Source organism: Enterococcus sp. VV15 (assembly GCF_005236045.1).
Classification (GTDB): domain Bacteria; phylum Bacillota; class Bacilli; order Lactobacillales; family Enterococcaceae; genus Enterococcus_B; species Enterococcus_B durans.
In genome coordinates, this window is sequence record NZ_QPTY01000004.1 from 26,116 (window position 1) to 45,390 (window position 19,275).

General features: G+C 38.1%; 16 protein-coding genes. 3 read left to right on the plus strand and 13 right to left on the minus strand.

The window, feature by feature from the left end:
- Window positions 1-124: 124 nt before the first annotated feature.
- The 3 genes from DVW83_RS02635 (at window position 125) to DVW83_RS02645 (ending at window position 3,702) form a co-directional block, all read left to right on the plus strand.
- Window positions 125-1,627 carry a DUF1846 domain-containing protein gene (locus DVW83_RS02635; RefSeq protein WP_104661282.1) on the plus strand — a complete coding sequence of 501 codons (1,503 nt, stop codon included), beginning with the start codon at window positions 125-127 and terminating at the stop codon, window positions 1,625-1,627.
- Between the two features lie 227 nt (window positions 1,628-1,854).
- Window positions 1,855-3,036: a NupC/NupG family nucleoside CNT transporter gene (locus tag DVW83_RS02640; protein WP_104661283.1), complete on the plus strand. Its 1,182-nt coding sequence runs from the start codon at window positions 1,855-1,857 to the stop codon at window positions 3,034-3,036.
- 120 nt (window positions 3,037-3,156) lie between these two features.
- On the plus strand, window positions 3,157-3,702 hold the full coding sequence (locus DVW83_RS02645; RefSeq protein WP_104661284.1) for a guanylate kinase: 546 nt from the start codon (window positions 3,157-3,159) through the stop codon (window positions 3,700-3,702).
- A 125-nt stretch (window positions 3,703-3,827) separates the two neighbouring features.
- Here the strand turns inward: DVW83_RS02645 and DVW83_RS02650 are convergent, their stop codons facing one another.
- The 13 genes from DVW83_RS02650 to DVW83_RS02710 form a co-directional block, all read right to left on the minus strand.
- Window positions 3,828-4,790 (minus strand): sce7725 family protein, encoded by a 963-nt coding sequence (locus DVW83_RS02650; protein ID WP_104661285.1) that lies wholly within the window; start codon window positions 4,788-4,790, stop codon window positions 3,828-3,830.
- 6 nt (window positions 4,791-4,796) lie between these two features.
- Window positions 4,797-5,486, minus strand: a complete 690-nt coding sequence (locus tag DVW83_RS02655) for a hypothetical protein (protein WP_104661286.1) — start codon at window positions 5,484-5,486, stop codon at window positions 4,797-4,799.
- A 210-nt stretch (window positions 5,487-5,696) separates the two neighbouring features.
- Window positions 5,697-7,148: an amidase gene (locus DVW83_RS02660; RefSeq protein ID WP_104661287.1), complete on the minus strand. Its 1,452-nt coding sequence runs from the start codon at window positions 7,146-7,148 to the stop codon at window positions 5,697-5,699.
- Between the two features lie 107 nt (window positions 7,149-7,255).
- A complete protein-coding gene (locus DVW83_RS02665) occupies window positions 7,256-8,605 on the minus strand; it encodes an MATE family efflux transporter (RefSeq protein WP_104661288.1) in 1,350 nt (449 codons plus the stop codon).
- Between the two features lie 28 nt (window positions 8,606-8,633).
- The gene (locus DVW83_RS02670) at window positions 8,634-8,897 is read right to left on the minus strand and encodes a metal-sensitive transcriptional regulator (RefSeq protein WP_104661289.1); all 264 of its coding nucleotides are present in this window, start codon (window positions 8,895-8,897) and stop codon (window positions 8,634-8,636) included.
- 709 nt (window positions 8,898-9,606) lie between these two features.
- Window positions 9,607-10,551 carry a dihydroorotate oxidase gene (locus tag DVW83_RS02675; RefSeq protein ID WP_104661614.1) on the minus strand — a complete coding sequence of 315 codons (945 nt, stop codon included), beginning with the start codon at window positions 10,549-10,551 and terminating at the stop codon, window positions 9,607-9,609.
- Window positions 10,552-10,628: 77 nt separating this feature from the next.
- Entirely contained in the window at window positions 10,629-11,264 is a 636-nt protein-coding gene (locus tag DVW83_RS02680) for a PepSY domain-containing protein (RefSeq protein ID WP_104661615.1), read from the minus strand.
- A 183-nt stretch (window positions 11,265-11,447) separates the two neighbouring features.
- On the minus strand, window positions 11,448-12,614 hold the full coding sequence (locus tag DVW83_RS02685) for a class I SAM-dependent methyltransferase (protein ID WP_104661616.1): 1,167 nt from the start codon (window positions 12,612-12,614) through the stop codon (window positions 11,448-11,450).
- A 151-nt stretch (window positions 12,615-12,765) separates the two neighbouring features.
- Entirely contained in the window at window positions 12,766-13,581 is an 816-nt protein-coding gene (locus DVW83_RS02690; protein ID WP_104661617.1) for a maltodextrose utilization protein MalA, read from the minus strand.
- A gap of 10 nt (window positions 13,582-13,591) precedes the next feature.
- Window positions 13,592-14,443 (minus strand): sugar ABC transporter permease, encoded by an 852-nt coding sequence (locus DVW83_RS02695; RefSeq protein WP_104661618.1) that lies wholly within the window; start codon window positions 14,441-14,443, stop codon window positions 13,592-13,594.
- Window positions 14,444-14,446: 3 nt separating this feature from the next.
- Window positions 14,447-15,745: a carbohydrate ABC transporter permease gene (locus DVW83_RS02700; protein ID WP_005877613.1), complete on the minus strand. Its 1,299-nt coding sequence runs from the start codon at window positions 15,743-15,745 to the stop codon at window positions 14,447-14,449.
- 248 nt (window positions 15,746-15,993) lie between these two features.
- Window positions 15,994-17,253, minus strand: coding sequence for an extracellular solute-binding protein (locus tag DVW83_RS02705; protein WP_104661619.1), 1,260 nt, complete (start codon window positions 17,251-17,253; stop codon window positions 15,994-15,996).
- Window positions 17,254-17,352: 99 nt separating this feature from the next.
- Window positions 17,353-19,122, minus strand: a complete 1,770-nt coding sequence (locus tag DVW83_RS02710) for a glycoside hydrolase family 13 protein (protein WP_104661620.1) — start codon at window positions 19,120-19,122, stop codon at window positions 17,353-17,355.
- Between the last annotated feature and the right edge of the window lie 153 nt (window positions 19,123-19,275).

The following is a 19,275-nucleotide window of genomic DNA, read 5'->3' on the forward strand; positions in this document are numbered from 1 at the left end:
TGAATGTTTTACTAGACAAGCAAGTTTTTGCTAAATTAGGTATACTTTTCGCAAGTTGCCCTTTGGTAGTTGACGAAATCGAAAAAAAATGAAAAAATGCTTTAGTACTTAAGGAGGGAAACTAGTGAAAAAAATCGGTTTTGATTCAGAGAAATATATTGAAGAACAGTCTGCATATATTTTAGAACGAGTAAATCACTATGATAAATTGTATTTAGAATTTGGCGGAAAATTGGTAGATGACAAACATGCCAAACGTGTATTGCCTGGCTTTGAGGAAGATGCAAAAATCAAACTGTTACAAAAATTGAAAGATCAAGCAGAAATTTTGATCTGCGTATACGCAGGAGATATCGAACGCAACAAGATCCGTGGAGATTATGGTATCACTTACGATATGGATATCTTGCGATTGATCGATGAACTCCGTGGCTACGGCTTATCCATCAACAGCGTCGTGATCACTCGTTATAATGGTCAACCAGCAACAAAAGTATTTATCAATAAACTTGAAAGACGTAACATCAAAGTCTATAAACATGCTGAAATCGAGGATTATCCTGTAAATGTGGAAAAAATCGTTTCAGAAGACGGCTTTGGAAAAAATGACTATATTGAAACGACTAAACCAATCGTTGTCGTTACTGCTCCTGGTCCCGGTAGCGGAAAATTAGCAACTTGTTTGAATCAGTTATATCATGAAAGTCAAAAAGGCCATGCCGCCGGGTACTCAAAATTTGAAACTTTCCCTGTATGGAATGTTCCATTGAAGCATCCATTGAATATCGCCTATGAAGCAGCAACAGTTGACTTGAAAGATGTCAACATGATCGACTCTTTCCATTTTGATGCGTATAACAAAATAGCCGTCAATTACAATCGGGATATTGAAACTTTCCCTGTGATCAAACGAATCATTGAAAAAATCACAGGGAAAGAATCTGTTTACTTATCGCCAACAGATATGGGTGTGAACCGTGTTGGTTTCGGGATCGTAGATGATGCGGTAGTCCAAGAAGCATCGAGACAAGAAATCATCCGTCGTTATTTCCAAACAGAATGTGATTTCAAAAAGGGCTTGATCGATGAAGAAGCAGTTAATCGAATCAAATTGATCATGGAAGAAGTTGGCCTGCGTCCTGAAGATCGTAAAGTTGTGATGCCCGCACACGATTATGCCAAAACGATCCAAAGCCCTACGAAAGACCCTGTAGCCGTCATTGCGATCCAATTGCCGAATGAAGTAATCATTACCGGACGCACCAGCTCATTGATGGATGCTTCGGCTGCAGTCATCTTGAATGCAGTAAAACATTTGGCACATATCGCTGATGATATTCCGTTGCTTTCACCACTTGTTTTGGAAACAATCCAAGGAATGAAATCAACTGCACTTCATTCTTCTGTGGATACCCTAAGTTTGAATGAAGTATTGATTGCTCTATCCATCAGCGCTGTAACAAATCCAATCGCACAAGTTGCCTATGAAAAACTTGCAGAACTAGATGGCGCCCAAGCCCATTCAACAGTGATGGTCAATAAAAATGATGAACAAACATTAAAACAATTAGGAATCGATATCACTAGCGCACCACTCTTCCCTTCTGAAAATCTATACTATCAATAATTCGAGTCCAGAGAATGGAATCCGTAAAAAACTCTTAAAAGTTTTGTGTCATGTTGCTAATAAAGGACATACTCGAAGAAACTTTTAAGAGTTTTTATTTTGTAAAGGTCCTGATTTTCTCATGTATACGTTTCACTCTAAAAAACAGATGAAAATTGAACAGAAAAATTAGTAATTTAAGCGTAAAACAGGTAAAATTAAACGGAATTTTGATTAGGAGTGATTTTTTGAGTCATATTTTAGGAATTATCGGTTTGATTTTTATTTTTGGGATTGCCTTATTGATTAGTACAGACAAAAGAGCAATCAAAATGAAACCATTGTTGGTGATGTTCGTCTTACAATTGGTATTCGGTTTCGTATTATTGAGAACCACGTTCGGTACGACTGTTGTTTCGTTACTGGCAAAACTATTTGAACAGCTATTAGCCTTTGCTGGCGAAGGGGTAAACTTCGTCTTTGCAGGGGTAGCAAATAAAGGGAGTGCACCATTCTTCTTAACTGTTTTGATGCCTATCGTGTTTATTTCTGCAATCATTGGAATCTTACGTTATATCAAGATCCTCCCCCTATTTATGAAAGGCGTTGGGTTAGGTCTAAGTAAAATCAATGGCATGGGCAAACTTGAATCATACAATGGTGTCGCTTCTGCCATCTTAGGACAATCTGAAGTCTTTATTTCCATCAAAAAAGAATTACCATTTTTATCTGAAAAGCGTTTGTTCACCATGAGTGTTTCTGCGATGTCCACTGTTTCCATGTCCATCGTGGGTTCATATATGGCACTGATCAACTCAAAGTATGTGATCACTGCTCTTGTGTTGAATTTATTCGGTGGATATATTCTGGCATCGATTGTCAATCCTTACCAGTTAGATGAAAAAGAAGATGAGCTGATCATCGAAGAAGACAAAGAACAAACCTTCTTCCAAATGTTGGGTGAATATATTCTAGATGGCTTCCACGTAGCAATTACCGTTGCGGCGATGCTGATCGGTTTTGTGGCATTGATTGCCATGATCAACGCGATTTTTAGTGGGATATTCGGGGTGACTTTCCAAGAAATTCTTGGGTACATCTTTGCTCCATTCGCATTTATCAGTGGCATACCTTGGAACGAAGCTGTTGATGCTGGAAGTCTGATGGCAACTAAATTAGTAACGAATGAATTCGTTGCGATGACTGAATTAGCAAAAGGCAACTTCCAGTTCACTGAACGGACTACAGCAATCATTTCTGTATTCCTAGTTTCCTTTGCCAACTTCTCTTCTATTGGGATCATTTCTGGTGCCATGAAAGGATTAAATGAAGAAAAAGGAAATCTAGTTGCTAAACATGGGCTGAAAATCCTATTAACAGCAACTTTAGTCAGCTTTTTAAGTGCTATCGTCACAGGTCTATTAGTATAATAAACAACCATTCAATTGCATTTTCTGAAAATACGCACTGTCGATTTTTAGAAATGCAATTTTTGTTAAGGAGTATCAATCATTACAAGGATTATCTACAAGCGTGAGGAGCGTAGAAAGATGAATAAATGTTATGTTTTTATCGGTCCTTCAGGTTCAGGAAAAACTTCGATCGCCGAAAAACTTTTTCGTCAAGACCAAAAAATCATCACCTATACCACTCGACTACCACGAACTGGGGAACAAGATCAAAAAGATTATTATTTTGTTTCTCCAGAAGAATTCAATCAGATGATCAATGATCGTGCATTTGTTGAATGGGATGAATACGCTGGAAACAAATATGGATCTAGCAAAGAGGAAATCACACAAAAGCTGGCACAGGATGATTGCTACACGATTTTGACAGCACCAGGTTTTTGGGCAGTTCATGCTATTTTTGGTGAAAAGATCCAACCGGTCTTCGTCACGATCTCTCACACAAAATTGGAAGAGCGCTTGCGAAGTCGCGGCGACTCCGACACACAGATAAACCAACGACTTACGTTATTCCAAAAAGATCTGGAAGAATTGACCGCGTTACAAAAACTGCCACAATTGATTCGCTTGACGAATGACGGGAACCTTTCAGATGCAGTCACCCAATTTTATGCACAACTCAAATAGCATCAGTTTCATGAAGCAAAAAAGTTCCTGTCACAATTATCAAAAAAACATGTAAACAGCCTAAACAAAAAAGATGCCTTACTAGCAACTGTTTTTGTTTAGGCTGTTTTCCTAGCGATAATTTTTTACTTTTCCTCAACGATGGAATAAAGTGCTTCTACCCTCTTGTCATTCCTAAAGTAAGAATCAGGACGATCCAATAATTGACTGATCAATTCTAAATGATGCAACAATGTCCATTTTTTTAGTACACCTAGCCCTGGAAACTTCTGTTGATGGTAAATCATCAATAACTCTAAGAGTCCTTCTGTAATCACTAGCTGATTATGATTCCTCATGACCCATCTTTCTAGTTTTTCCGCCGCTTCAAAAAATTTCAACGCTTGGTCTTTTGCAGATTCATTGGTATCAGAAACAAAGTGTTTCACCCGCAAATTTCCATAGGCATCAACATACGTCACATGCAAAGCTAAAGCTCGGCTGAGAAAACCTTTGTCAAAGTAGTGACTCCCTTCGATAGTAAAATCAGAGAAGCCAATATAGCCATCTTCTCGAAAAAAGAGATAACCATCGCTAAAGAAATCATCTATTTTTTCACCATAGGCTTCCACATGTTTTCTTGTTTTAAACGATTCTTTGATCACGATTTTATTTTCAGGCAGCCAAATACGAATACGGCTATTATCTGGAATCAGAAACTGTGCATGTGTGTTCGCTAGAGCTTTCCAAATTTGTGTCTCCCGTGGTTGGTGTTGTCCATCAAAGATAATCATATCAGGTGGATGATCGATGATCTTTTCATAGTTTTCTGGTGTAATGATCGATGCATTACGTAATGAACTATCTTTGAGAACCTCCCATGTATGCAGATGTTGGTCAAATAGTTTAAATTGTCCTACTTGCGGGTTATCGATGATCGTCAAAGGATGCTTTTTTTTCTGGAATAATTCAACGACTCCTTTTAATGTAGCCGAATCACGAACCGGTTCAATGATCGGCTCTATCCTCTTCGAAAGAAGCCCTCGATTCACACTTTCTTTGAGTGCCAGTAGATCGAATTGTTTCCCTCTTAAGTAGGGATAATACATGATTTATCACTCCAATGGTTCCGTCGGTAAACGCTTGACTTGTTTTTGTTGACGTAGATATTCATAGTCTTGTTGTAAGGCATAGACTTCTTCTTTCAAATCTTGGATCGCTTGATTTTCCGTTTCTTCAATAAAACGTTCATAATACCGTTCTTTAGCAAAAGGATTTTGACTAGCAGAGCGCTTTTTCAATTCTTTATATAATTGATCCGTTGGAAAATACTTCACGCCGCGTTTCATTTGTTTCGCTTTTCTTACTTCTCGGAATAATGAAGCCATGAAACGATTCGTCAATGCCTCCTCTGCCACACCAAGCTCTCTTTTTCTTGCTTTTTTTGCAATAAAAAAAGTTCCTGAAGCGGGCATTTCTTCCTCTAACGCATAGGGACGATAGACTAACACCCCGATGTCTGTGGGGATTTTATCTTTGACATCTTCGTAAAGCGTGCTTGGTAACACAAAATAATTATAGTGGCCGACAAAAGATAATTTTGCCGTTGAACGGAAATCAGCCTTCGTTACTTTTAATTCATAACAACGCCATTCTCTACTGCCATCGAATTTTGTCAGACAACTTAATGTATCTACGATTCCTTGATCTTCTGGCATGATTACCTCTTCTACGACGATCCCACCTTGTTCGATACAATATTGATAAAGAGAAGATTCCATTTCGATTGTCAAAGGAGTTTTCAAGACCCCCACCTCCGAACGTATTTTCGCTTTTTTTATTGTATCTTAAATCAAAGAAAAAATCTATCTGGATATAAGATATAAATAGTAAAAAAGACGGGAACAAAGTGCCTCAAGCGGTGACTTTTGTTCCCGTCTTTCAATCGATTTTACTTAGAGTTACAGTGCTAGTTCTTTTTTATCTATTGCGTCTTTTCTTTCATTCTTGCATTATTACCGATAGCTAGGTGGTAAATGGAATTTTCCATGTTCCTCAAATAACTCACCTATCTGAAACAGCAAGTCTTCTCTTCCTCTAGCTGCCATGAATTGGATACCCAGTGGTAAAGAGTCTTTCGTCAGATGTGTTGGTAAACTAATTGCTGGCTGACCGGTCAAGTTTGCTAGTTGCGTATATGGTGTGAGTTGTAAGCTCTCTTCAAACATCTCTGAGATGACTTCTAAGCTTTCTTTTTCATTGTATTCTTGGATATTTGCAATTTTTTCTCGAATCGCATCACTTTGGAGATCTCTTGCTACTTCAGGAGCAGAAAAGGCAGTGGTTGGGGAAAGAAACAGATCTATCTCTTGGAATAATTCTTCCATTGTTATAGCTGCATGATCCCAAACATGCAATGAACGAATATAAGTAGACGCTGATACTTTATTTCCATACTGTAATAATGTCCAAGAAATCGGTTCAAGTTCTGTTTGTCGGACTTGTCGACCTAAACCATCCTCGATAGACTGGATCATCGCCGCGGTCTCTGCTCCATTCATTTGATAATACGATTGGATAAGCCGACGTCCATCCAATGGATAGTTGATCTCGATTACTTCATGTCCTTGTTGTTCTAAAAATAGCACTGCGTTCGCTACAGCTTGCTTTGCTTCTTCACTGATAGCTGATCCAATCGGTGATGCAGTACAAACAGCGATTTTCAAGTGTTTTTTCTTTTCATGAGTTTGCCATTCTGCTGGCGCTACTTGATAAGGAGCACCAGTGTGTATTCCTCGTAGTCCCGTAAACAACGCTTTTGTATCTCTCATCGAAACGGTTAAGCCAAAATCAATTGCCGCACCTTGCCACCCTCGCCAAGCTTGTGGACCTACAGGCATCGTTCCTCTGGAAGGCTTTAACCCGATAAGTCCGCAAAAAGACGCTGGAATCCGAATCGATCCTCCTCCATCGCTGGCACCAGCCAATGGTAGGATACCAGAAGCGACAACTGCTGCTGCACCACCACTTGAGCCACCAGGTGAATAATCTGTATTCCAAGGATTTCTAGCTGGACCATAGATCTGAGCATCGGTGACATTTTTAAAGCCAAATTCTGGTGAATTTGTTTGTCCTAATGGCATAAGTCCGATAGATTCCACTTGATTGACAAAGTTGGAATTTTTTGATGCTCGTTGTGTTTGAAATAAACTGGAGCCAAAAGTTGCCAGCCAGCCTTTTTTCTCTTGACCAAGCATTTTCAGCGGGAATGGTACACCATGTAGCGGATGGTCTGATTTTTCATTGAATTGTCTCTTCTCATCCAGTATCTTCTCAGGCTCAAAAGTGACTAGAGCATTTAGTGAAGGATTTTTCTCATTGACTTTTTTTATGATATCTGCCATTAATTCCTCATGACTCAACTGTTTGCTTTTCAGTTGCCTTGCTAGTTCAATTCCATCTTTCAAGTGTATCACTCCTTTTATATTATTTTCCCATAACCCTTCTAATTGTACAATGATTTCGTTTGCAAACTAGTGTGTCTTATTCCTATTTTCTACTTGACACCAATTTTTTATAGCGAAGGCATTTGATTCTTCTTTAACATTCGGATATTTCGTTTAAAACGATAAGTTAAAAAAAGCGAGCGTACGTATAAATCAATCCCAATCGCTACCCACACACCTGCAATTCCTAGATTCAATACTTTCCCCAACAATAGCACACCTAAAACTCGTGTGACCCACATCCCGAAGGCCGTGCTGTAGAGAGGCGTTTTGGTATCTCCCATTCCTTGTAACACACCAGCCAATATCAAGCTGATAGCTAATCCTGGTTGATTGAATGCATCGATTCTAAGCGCAATAGTGATTTGCTTGATTGCCTCAGTGTCGGTTGTAAACCAAGGTGCAATATAGGATGTGCCAAAAAACAATCCTATACCTAGTATACTTAATACAATGCCCCCGTATTTAACAGCATAAAAAGCCACACGTTTCGTTTCTTCATACTCTTTTTTTCCAATACTGTTTCCTGCTAAAGTTGCGGCTGCGGTAGCTAATCCATACGCTGGCATATAGACAAAACTTTCAATGCTTCCTGCAATCGAATGGGCTGAATAAGTTTTAGCACCAATGGCTACGATCAAACCAAAATACAATACTTGTCCTAAGCGCATAACCAAGCGTTCTAAAGCCGCAGGAAATGAGAGCTTTAGCAATTCCTGATAATTGCTGCATTGGAATAGTGACCTGAAAGGAAAAGCTAGAACGGAGGATTGCACTTTTCGATACAATAAAATAGTTCCTAAGACTCTTGCAATCAGCGTGCCGATAGCTGTTCCCACTACACCAAAAGCCGGTATCGGTCCTAACCCAAAAATCAATATGTAGTCGAGGAAGATATTCAGAATATTAGTGATAAAACCGATTTTCATCGGGGATTTCGTATCACCGATTGCTCGTAACATACTTCCCAATAAAATCATCGTGGCAATAGCGATTGATCCGCCACCTACAATACTGAAAAATTGTAACGCATAGTCAAAGGTCTGTTTTGTCGCACCCATTAAATCCAACAGCTGCGGTCCTATCAGAAAACTTACTAGACCTAAGAATAGACCTGAAACAATTGCTAACAATAATGACTGTTTAGCAATCAATATTGCTTTTTCACTATCTCTCGCTCCGATATTTCTAGAAATCAAGGAAGATGCGCCGATCCCTAAAGCAATAAATACAGCAATATAAACATTTAATATTGCATTGGCTATACCTATCCCTGCCACAGCAAACAAACCGATCTGTGCGACCATCAAAGAATCGATGAATCCAACAGAGGTTTCCAATATATTTTCGATCGTGGCAGGAAGCGCCAGATTGATCAATTTTCTTTTAATATTTGATCCTGACTCTCTTATCTCCATCATCCATCACTCAATTCATCTTATTATACTAGGTAATCACACGTTTTAAATTGTTCATCTCTTCCAATAAATCAGCACCCTCACTTACATGCATCAATGAATGATCGGCTTGAGCTTCTAAAAGAATCTGGCTTATTTTTTGAATCGCTGATCGCGCGGAATTCAATTGGATCAAAATATCAGCGTAATCTTTATTCGAGTTGACCATTTTCTTGATACCCACTACTTGTCCTTCGATTTTATTCAAGCGTTTGATCAACTCTTCATTATGGTGTTCGATCAAATGTGACATATGATAACCTCCAAAATAGTTTATGGGGGTCCCCCCATAAACTATGAATATATGTTTTTGTTTGTTAGTTGTCAAAGAAAACTTTTTATAGGATCAAATCCTCTCGACAGCTAAGGAAGCCTTTATCTCTAGAAGACCATAAAAAAAGAGACAAAAGCTAGGAACGCTTTTGTCTCTTTCTTTAAAAACGAATAAACGGTGGGAGCAGAAGTAACTCCTTCTTAAATAAGCCGAAATTCACAAAAATTTGAAAAGCAATTTTCGTTAATTTTTTCTTATTTCTCGGAGTTAAACACTTCTGTCCCAGCCTCTTTGTGTTTCATTGGTAAAAATTGATATCGCTTCGCACAATCATAGTATCAAAAAGAAACATGAAAAATAAACTATCATTTATCCATGCTTCCTACAAATATTTCAACATAGCAAAAATATTTGCAAGCTGTTCAACAGTAAAAACTACAAATTCTTTATTAATTTCTTTAATTTGTACTTTTTTTTAGCCCACTAAGTAATTCTTCCACTGGAACAACTAAATATGCACAAATGATATATAGCATTTGAATCAAGAGAGCGACAGGCTATTTTTGATTGATTTTATATAGCTTTCACTTTGTTCAATAGATAAACAAAATTTACAACAAAAAAATGCGAGTTTAAAAATCCATTTTCACTGTAATTGATTTTTAAAACTCGCATCACATCATTCGTTTCATTCATTCATCGTTTTCAGTTTTCCACGAAACTCAGCAATCGAATCATAGCCTTTTTCTTCCATGATTGCAGCTAACTCTTTTGTGATACGGTCAAAAATCGCTGAGCCTTCTTTATGGAGTTCAGTGCCGATCTGCAGCATCGTGGCGCCACATAGGAGATGCTCATAGGCATCCTGCCCATTACGGATACCCCCTGTACCGATAATTTTGATTTCAGGGTTCAATCGTGTATAAAACGCTCGAACATTGGCTAACGCAGTTGGTTTTACATACTCGCCGCCTAATCCACCAAAACCGTCTTTTGGTTTGATGACCACTGAATCACTTTTCGGATCGATATATAATCCATTCCCGATACTGTTGATCGAATTGACATAAGTCAACGGAAATTGATTCAAGATCGCTGCCATTTGATCAAAATGTGCGAAATCAAAATACGGAGGAAGTTTGATTCCTAATGGTTTCGTGAAGCGAGCAAAGACTTGTTTCAATAAATCGAATGTAGCGTCAAAATCATATGCCAACTGAGGTTTTCCTGGAACATTGGGACAAGAAAGATTTAACTCTGTGATTCCTTTGAACGCACTATTTTCAATCATCGTCAGCATCTCTAAGTTTTCAGCTGCGCTCATACCCGCAATCGAAAAGAATAAGGGCTGTTTCCCTTCATTTTCTTTCTCATAAGCTAATGCGTAGTCAAGATAATAAGAAAAGCCAAGATTTGGTAATCCCATGGAGTTGATACTGCCTAGTGGAACGTCAAAGTAACGTGGTTCTGGATTGCCGGAACGTTCTGTGAGTGTACAACTCTTAGTAATAAAAGCTCCTGCGGATGAACGGTCCAATTCAGCCAATTCACTGACAGTCATACAGTGGACACCCGAAGCATTCATAAAAGGATTTGCAAAAGTGTGATTGAAAAAAGTCGTTTCTAGCGTCAAGTTATTCTCTCCTTTGATAAATCATTTTTTCCAGTGTATCATTCTCTCTAAAAAATGCAACTAAGAGTTGATAAAAATCAATCCTCTGTTTCTGTGGAAAGAACCTCACCTGTTTGACTATTTAATTTCACCTTCGTTGTTTGTTTCCCATTTTCGACTTTTACTTCCCAGTAAGTGGTTCCTAAATCTTTATCCAGATCCCAGTCAGTTGCTGTACCTCCACCAACTTTTTCAACTGCTTTTTGAGCAGCTTCCTCCGTTGACAACAAATTCGTTGTATCTAAAGCATCTTCTTCTTTCTTTTGGCTGTCCTCTGGGTCGAGTTTTTCAGGCGTTTGAGCTTCCAGATTTTCTGTATTGGCATCGATTTTTACTTCATATTCATTTTGGACATCGGCACCCTCGATCTTGTAAAAATAGCTTCCCCAATCACTATCCAATTCTAAACTCGTCACTGCAGCATCTGGGTATTTATTTTGGAAAAGTTCAATTGCTTTTGTGACAGAAACTTTGATCACTTGGTTTGTCTCATTTCCTGTACTACTTTGACTGCTTTCTTTAGCAGAAGTTCCTGTACTTGTTGTATCGCTTGTCTTAGTTGTCATAGTAGTAGCTGTCGTTTGACTTACAGATGAGTTCTCAGACTTTGTCTGCTGGCAACCTGCAAGTAGAAATAAAGAAAATAACCCACAATAAATAACTTTTGTTTTCATTTTTTCATATCCCTTCTTTCATAAATAATCCGGTTTCTTTCAGTATACAGAAAAAAAAAGTAAAAGTCATTTTTATACTATTTGTTCTTTTAAATAAAAAAAACAGCAAAAAAATCAAAAATGCCTCTCAAAAGTTGGTTCTAACTTTTGAGAGGCATTCATTTCTCTTGCTATTTTCTACTATTATGCACGGTGCATTGGAATATCATTGTTACCTGGTTGAACTAATAGATATTGGATTACATCAATATTGCTTGATTCAAAGGAAGCTGCACAAGCTTGCAAATACATATCCCACATTCGGTAGAAAGAATCACCCATTTTTTCAGTGACTTTGTCTTGCACCGCGTGGAAATTTTTCGTCCAATGTTCTAGTGTTAATTGATAGTCACGGCGTAAGCTTTCCAAATCGATCAATTGAAGATCGTTTTTAGTGATATTATCGACTAATTCAGTGACACCCGGAACATAACCACCAGGGAAAATATATTTATTGATCCAAGCATTTGTTGCGCCACCTTGTTGACGACTGATTCCATGGATCAACGCGGTTCCTTTAGGATTCAATAAGTTTTTCACTACTTTGAAATAACCTTCAAGATTATCAGAACCGACATGTTCGAACATCCCTACACTGGTAATATGATCAAATGTTTCGCCTTTAAGCTCGCGGTAGTCCATGAGTAGGACACGGCATTGATCTTCAAGATGTTCTTCTTTGATTTTTTTAGTGATATGGTTATATTGTTCTTCACTTAATGTGATACCCGTCGTTTTCAAGTTATACTCTTTCGCTGCAGTAAACATCAGTGTTCCCCAGCCACAACCGATATCAAGTAATGTTTCATTTTCTTTAATGAACAATTTGTCTAGTATATGGTGTACTTTATTGATTTGTGCTTGTTCAAGCGTATCTTCTGGAGTTTCGAAGTATGCACAAGAGTAAGTCAATGTAGGGTCAAGCCACATTTCATAAAAATCATTTCCTAGATCATAATGAGAGTGGATATCTTCTTTGTTTTGTTGCTTGGTATGCTTCTCTTTTTTAGGAAGCCATTTTAGATAATCTTTTCCTCGTAAAAAACTATTTGCTTGTTGATAAGCATCATTGATCAATGCTTGGATACTTCCCTCAATCTCGATGCGATGATCCATATAAGCTTCACCTAACGCAAGAGATGCATTATTGGTGATCTCTTTCATAGGGATTTCTTCGTGGATATTGATTTTGATTTGGGGAGGATTACCCGTATCTCCGTATTGTTTTTTCGTACCATCCCAATAAGTAACTTCAACTGGAAGTGAGAAAGAATGTGAAAATAATTGATTGTATAAAGTCTTCTCTAACATGATTTTCCTCCTTAAAAAAACTACCCTATAACGTTAATACTAATAATTAAAAGAATCAACTAAGAAGGTCTCTTTTTTTCAGAAATTTTTCTCAAAACACGTTAAATTTTCATTTTTTTCGCATACATTCTCTCATAATTCAAGATGGTCGTCACTTGATCGGATCATCTTTAAATCCAGTCTTAGCAAAAATCCATAAAAGCAACAATACAGCAACCGTTGATTGGATTCCTAACATCAGTACAAAATCAAAATGGATCAACCCTACTACAGCGGAAATAATTGAACCAACCCCGATCACATTCAGCATCAGATTCGCACTCTCTTTAAATGTATGAATGGAAGAGAAACGGCTTTTTCGTGTCATCCACAAGAAGAATGCAGCGCCAAATAGGATCAGCGCAGTCATGATGAACAAAATGATCCCAAGACTCAAGCTATATGAAAGGATGATCGTCGGCCGATTGCTGGCATAAAACGCTTGTTCAAGAAAGAGTTGAAATTCTTGCGGCGTAGTCACACTAGAAGGGGCAAATGAAGAAAGATAATTCATTTGATACGTTCTGGTTGTATCCCCTTCTTTTTGTTGGATCGTCCAATTATTTTTTTCAAAGTTGATGAATGCATTTTTTTCTGATTTTTGTGCTTTTGATAGATCAGTACCAATAAGTAGTTCATCCGATTCACTAATGATCATTGGCGCTGACTTTAATTCACCGTTTACTACTTCTAATTGTGAAAAACGGTCGACTCCTGGCTGATCGATCAGCGATTCAACTGTCAAAAATTGTGCCATAGGAATTGCTTTTACTTGATTGGCATAAAACAAAGTAACAGGCACAGCCATCAATGATACTAAGAAAAGAAAGATCAAACTGAAGTTAAGCCATGAAAGCTGTTTTCTTCCTGCAAACAACTGCCTAGGTCCAATTAAAGCAGAAAAATAATTCAATGGGAATGTTTGCATATTAACACCTCTATCCTTTTGTTCCTCCAGAAGTTAATCCTGTAACAAAGTTTTTTTGTAAAAAGAAGAATAATAAACAAATCGGCAACGCGATCAAGATGGCTCCAGCGGCAAATAATGAGACCCGTTGATTCGTTACATCAGAGATGAACGTTTGTAATCCTACAGCGACTGTTTGGTTTTCTGGTGTACGAAGTAAGAATTTTGCTAACATGAAATCACCAAATGGTCCCATGAACGCCCACAAAGCTTGAACCGCGAGCATCGGTTTGACCAACGGCAAAACGATCTGCAAGAAAATACGGAAATGTCCTGCTCCATCTAATTTAGCAGATTCATCTAAATCGATTGGGACCGTATCGAAATACCCCTTCATCAACCAGGTATTCATTGGGATTCCTCCCCCGATATAGATCATCGTCAAGAACCAATAGTGATCTAATGCACCGAGTAGAAATGCCATCACATAGAAGGCGGTCAATGCAGCCATCGTCGGAACCATTTGGATCACCAAGAAGAACATCAAACTTGATTTTCGACCAACGAAACGATAGCGACTATACGTATAACCAGCCAATGTCACCACCGTTACTTGGATAACCATTGTCAAGATCGAAATGACCAATGTATTTTTATACCATGTGCCATATAACGTTTCGCTGAATAACCGAGTAAAATTATCAAGTGTCCAATCACTTGATAGATCTAAACTGAATGCTGCAATATTTCCTGATTTGAATGCCGTACTAGCAGTGATCAGCAATGGATAAATAATGATGATCGATAGAAGAATAAGAAATAGATAGGTAAAAAAATGAGAAACTCTTCGTTGGAATTTTGCGCTTGAATTAAATTTTTTCATCGTTTAGTCCTCCATATTGAACGCATTTGTCTTTTTGAACACCAGCAAGGAGACACAGATAACGATCGCAGAAATGATCAACGTGATCGCAGAAGCCATGGAATACTGTGGAGACGTTCCTGTTGTCAATTTATAGATCCATGAGATCAGAATATCTGTAGAACCGGCACCGCCACCAACACTACCAGGACCACCATTATTAAACAGATAAATCATTGAGAAGTTATTGAAGTTTCCTGTATATTGAGTAATGAACGTTGGTGCAGCTACGAGAAAAATCGCCGGCAAAGTGATATTTGAAAAACGTTTCCAAGCATTTGCTCCATCGATTTTTGCTGCTTCATATAGATCCTCCGAAATCGACTGCAAGATCCCTGTAACCATCACATAGATATACGGGAATCCTAGCCAGCCTTGGACCATGATGATTGCTACTTTTGTCCAATTAGGATCTGTTTTCCATGAAATAGCACTAATGTCGACAAATGGCAGATTATTCAAAAATGGAATGACCTGTGTATTGATTGCTCCGACACTGTCGTTGAAAATATTCGAAAAACTCATGATAGTGATAAATGCTGGTACAGCCCATGGTAAAAGGAAAATGATCCCAAAGATCCGACGAAACTTGATGAACTTTTGATGTGCTACTACTGCTGTGAAAATCCCTAATGTGATTTGGAGCGTTGTTGCACAAAGTGTCCAGATCACTGTCCAAGAGAATACGGATAGGAATGTGTTTCGATAAGAGCTTAAGAAAAAGATACTAAAGAAATTTTTTGCTCCCACCCAGTCAATCAGACTAGCCGGAGGGATATGCTTGAAATCATAATTTGTGAATGCGGTGAACAATGTCACTAATACGGGAAAAATAATGGTAAAAATCATTAAGAGATATGCTGGAAGCGTAAGTAAATAAGGAAACCCCTCATCCCCTACATTATGTATGACTTCCTTCATCGTACGATTTACTTTTTTATTTTCCTTACGCAAAGTAGCGACTCTTTTTGCGTCTAGTAGATTCAATCCATAAAAAATGAAAAAGATGATCGTAATGATCAATTGGAGCGTTCCTTGAATCAAAATAAATAGAGAATGGTCTTCCATCGGTACGCTACCTAATGTGATCAATCCTATCAATGATTGAAACCCACCTAAAATCATTTGGATGATGAATGCTAGAAAAATAACGATAAAGACAATTCCTTTAAATCTTTGTCCATTGGCAAATTGCCCCATGCCGGGGATAAGTGATAGTAAGGTCACTTTTTTTACATTGACTTCATTTTTGTCTTGTTGCATCTTGATGCCCCCTTATACTGCTGATCTATACAAAAATTGCTGCTTAATGATCCAACTCGTCAAACGGTTATCTCTGTCTTTTGACAATAAATCAAAAACTCTCAAAATAAGAAAAACTATTTCGAGAGTTTTCTTTTTTCTCACTTCTATCAAAACGCTTCTTTTACAACTTCTACACTTTCTGATAAAAGCTTTGCTTGGAACATCTATTTTTAATGGAAAACTCTATTACTATCTAGTGGGTGATTTTAATATTTTTGTTCAATTGCTTCTTTGATTGTCTTAACTGCATCAGTTGCAGATTCTTTTGGTGTCTTCGTTCCAGAAGCAGCATCGAACATCAAGTTTTCAGCGCCAGTCCAAACTTCTGCCATTTCAGGGATGTTTGGCATTGCTTGCGCATTTTCATACTGATCAATAACCGCCGTAGTCAACTCGTCATTTTTTGATTTTGCTGTTTCACGTGCAGTTTGGTTTGCAGGGATCTCGTTGACCATTTCAAAGAATTTTTCTTGGTTCTTTGTGTTTGTCACATAATCCAACCATTTTTGAGAAAGTTCTTTGTTCTTAGAGTAATTACTTGCAACCCAACCTTTTCCGCCACCAAATGGTTGATATGCTTCACCGTTGTCCAATGTTGGGATTTTTGCTACGCCATAGTTCATTTTATTGTCTTTATACGTTTGTGCTTGCCAAGGTCCGTCAATGATTGCTGCTGATTTGTTATCCATGAATTGTTGGCTAACGAAGTCCCCAGCACTCTTGATGTCTTGCATTCCTTTAGGCCATACATTTTGGAACCAGTTTGTTGCATACGTGATCCCTTCAATCGAACCAGCATTATCCAAACCAATATCAGAAGGATCTGTCCCGTTATCACCGAACACGTAACCGCCGTAACCAGCTAATAAGCCATAAGAATAATAGAAGTCTGTCCATTTCGCTAAGAAGCCGGTATTTTTACCTGATTCAGATTCAAAAGCAAAACGATCATCTTTTGCTAATGCTTCTAAGTCCTTGAATGTTGTTGGTGCTGTTTCCACTAGATCTTTGTTGTAATAAAGTACCAGCGTTTCGATAACTGCAGGTTCTCCGTAAATTTTGCCATCGTAAGTGACCTGAGCTTTGTCTGTTTCATCATAATCTGCTTCGTTCCCTAGTTTTACCTCTGCTAGGTGTCCTTGTTGACCTAACGCACCGATTCTGTCATAAGCCGCCATCATTACGTCTGGTCCTTTTCCTGCAGGTCCATCAAGAGAAAGTGCTTCCAATTGTTCGAACATGTCTTTTTCGACTAATTTGATTTTTACATCATTTTCTTTTTCAAAATCACCTTTGATTTCATTGATGTAATCTTTGTATCCAGAATCGACCGATATCGTTAAAGTCTTTTCGTCGCTTTCGCTGCTGCTTGTTGAAGAAGTTCCGTTACCACAAGCTGCTAAACCACCTAGAATACCAAGTGACACTAAACCTAACCCCAATTTTTTTACATAGTTTTTCTTCACTTTCTTTTCCTCCGCTTCTTTGGATTCGTTGCTATATAAAAAGTATACTGTTATAAAACTACCTTTTGCAAACGCTTTCCGTGTGTTACCGGTAACAACTTATTCAGACATAATCAAAAATCCATATTGTTGGATCTCTGCTTTGCCATCATTCAACAGTTCGCTGTTTTGGCTGAACATGACTTCGCTTTGTTGCTCAATAAGGTATGCTTCTTGTCCCTGATTGAAGATGGCATGGATTTTTTGTCCATTTAATTCTCGAGAAAAATGGATGACATTTCGACTGTCATCGACCAACTCCCAACAGGTTGTTCCATTGATCAAAATCTCAGATAGTCGTTTACGCAAATAAATCAGTTCTTTAGTAAATCCATATAATTCCAAATCCTGTTGTTCTTCTTCCCAGACCATACATTTACGACAATCTGGGTCTTCACCGCCAGTCAAGCCGATTTCTGTGCCATAATAAATACACGGTGCACCTTTTTGTAGAAACATGAATGTCAAAACTGACTTCATCAGCTCTTTATTCTCCTGACACAATGTCAAGATTCGAGCAGTATCATGGGAATCTAATAGATTGAACGTTCCCTCATTGACCTGGTCTTGATATAGCATTTGCTGATGATTCATTCCACTTACCATTTGCTGCGCACTGATCTTTTGCTTCACAAAATAATCTTTTATAGAATCCGTATAGGCATAGTTCATCACTGCATGGAATTCATCCCCTTGTAACCAAGCTTGTGAAGAATGCCAGATCTCACCTAAAATATAAATATCCTGTTTGATTGCAGTTACCGTTTCATGGAATTTTTTCCAAAAATGATGATCAACTTCATTCGCTACATCTAGGCGCCAACCATCAATATCGAATTCTTTCACCCAGTAAGCCGCTATTTCCAGCAGATATGCCTGCACTTCTTTATTTGCTGTATTCAACTTCGGCATGAAAGGCGTAAACGCAAACGTGTCATAAGCTAAATTTGCCGCAGTTTCGGGGATTTCCGTCATTTGGTACGTATCTACAGGGAAAGAATGGATATGGAACCAATCTTTATATTCAGACTGTTCCCCGTTTTTCACGACATCTTGCCATTGTGGCGAATCACTACCGATATGATTGAACACCGCATCAAGCATGATTTTCATTCCTTTTCGATGCGCTTTTTCAATCAATTCTTTCAACTGTTCTTCCGTACCGAATGCAGTATCAACTGCGAAATAGTCGATCGTATCATATTTATGATTCGACATTGCTTTGAAGATCGGACAAAAGTAAATCCCATTGATCCCTAGATCCGTCAGATAATCTAGATGATCGATCACCCCTTGAAGATCCCCGCCAAAGAAATCATCGCGGTCAGGCGCTTTACTGCCCCAAGGCAACGTGCCTTCAGGATCATTACTAGTATCACCATTTGCGAAACGTTCTGGGAAAATTTGATACCAAACTGTTTCTTTCGCCCATTGTGGAACTTTGAAGCGATCGATCTCATGAAAATAAGGAATGCGAAAATAATAATTTGCCTCTGCTAAAGTAGCTGGCTCGTAAGGAAAAATACCTTGATCTCCATAAAAACATTCCATTCCATCGATTCCAACTATATGGAAGCCATACTGTAAGCGTCTCGTATCACTCGTTTGTTCGATCTCCCAATAGTCATGTACGAGTGTACTCAATCCTTTTTTCATCGGAACTTCCTGTAAATACCATTTCTTAGACGTAATGGTATAGGGGTCACCACTGATAACATAAACTTTTTTAACATCGTCCTTACTAGTACGTAGACGAATTCGAAACGTATCTTTTTCGTATAAAAAAGCATATTCACTTTCTGGACGGTGATAAATTGCTGCCGTATTCATATATTTCCTCCTTTTTTTAAGATTACGTTCTCACTATAAAAGACCAAAAAGAAAAAGACAACGCTTTCAAAAATGTTATCGATAACAGAATTCATTTGAGGAAAAGAAAAAAACAGTTCCAAAAAGTGAAAAATCACCTCTCACTTAATGGAA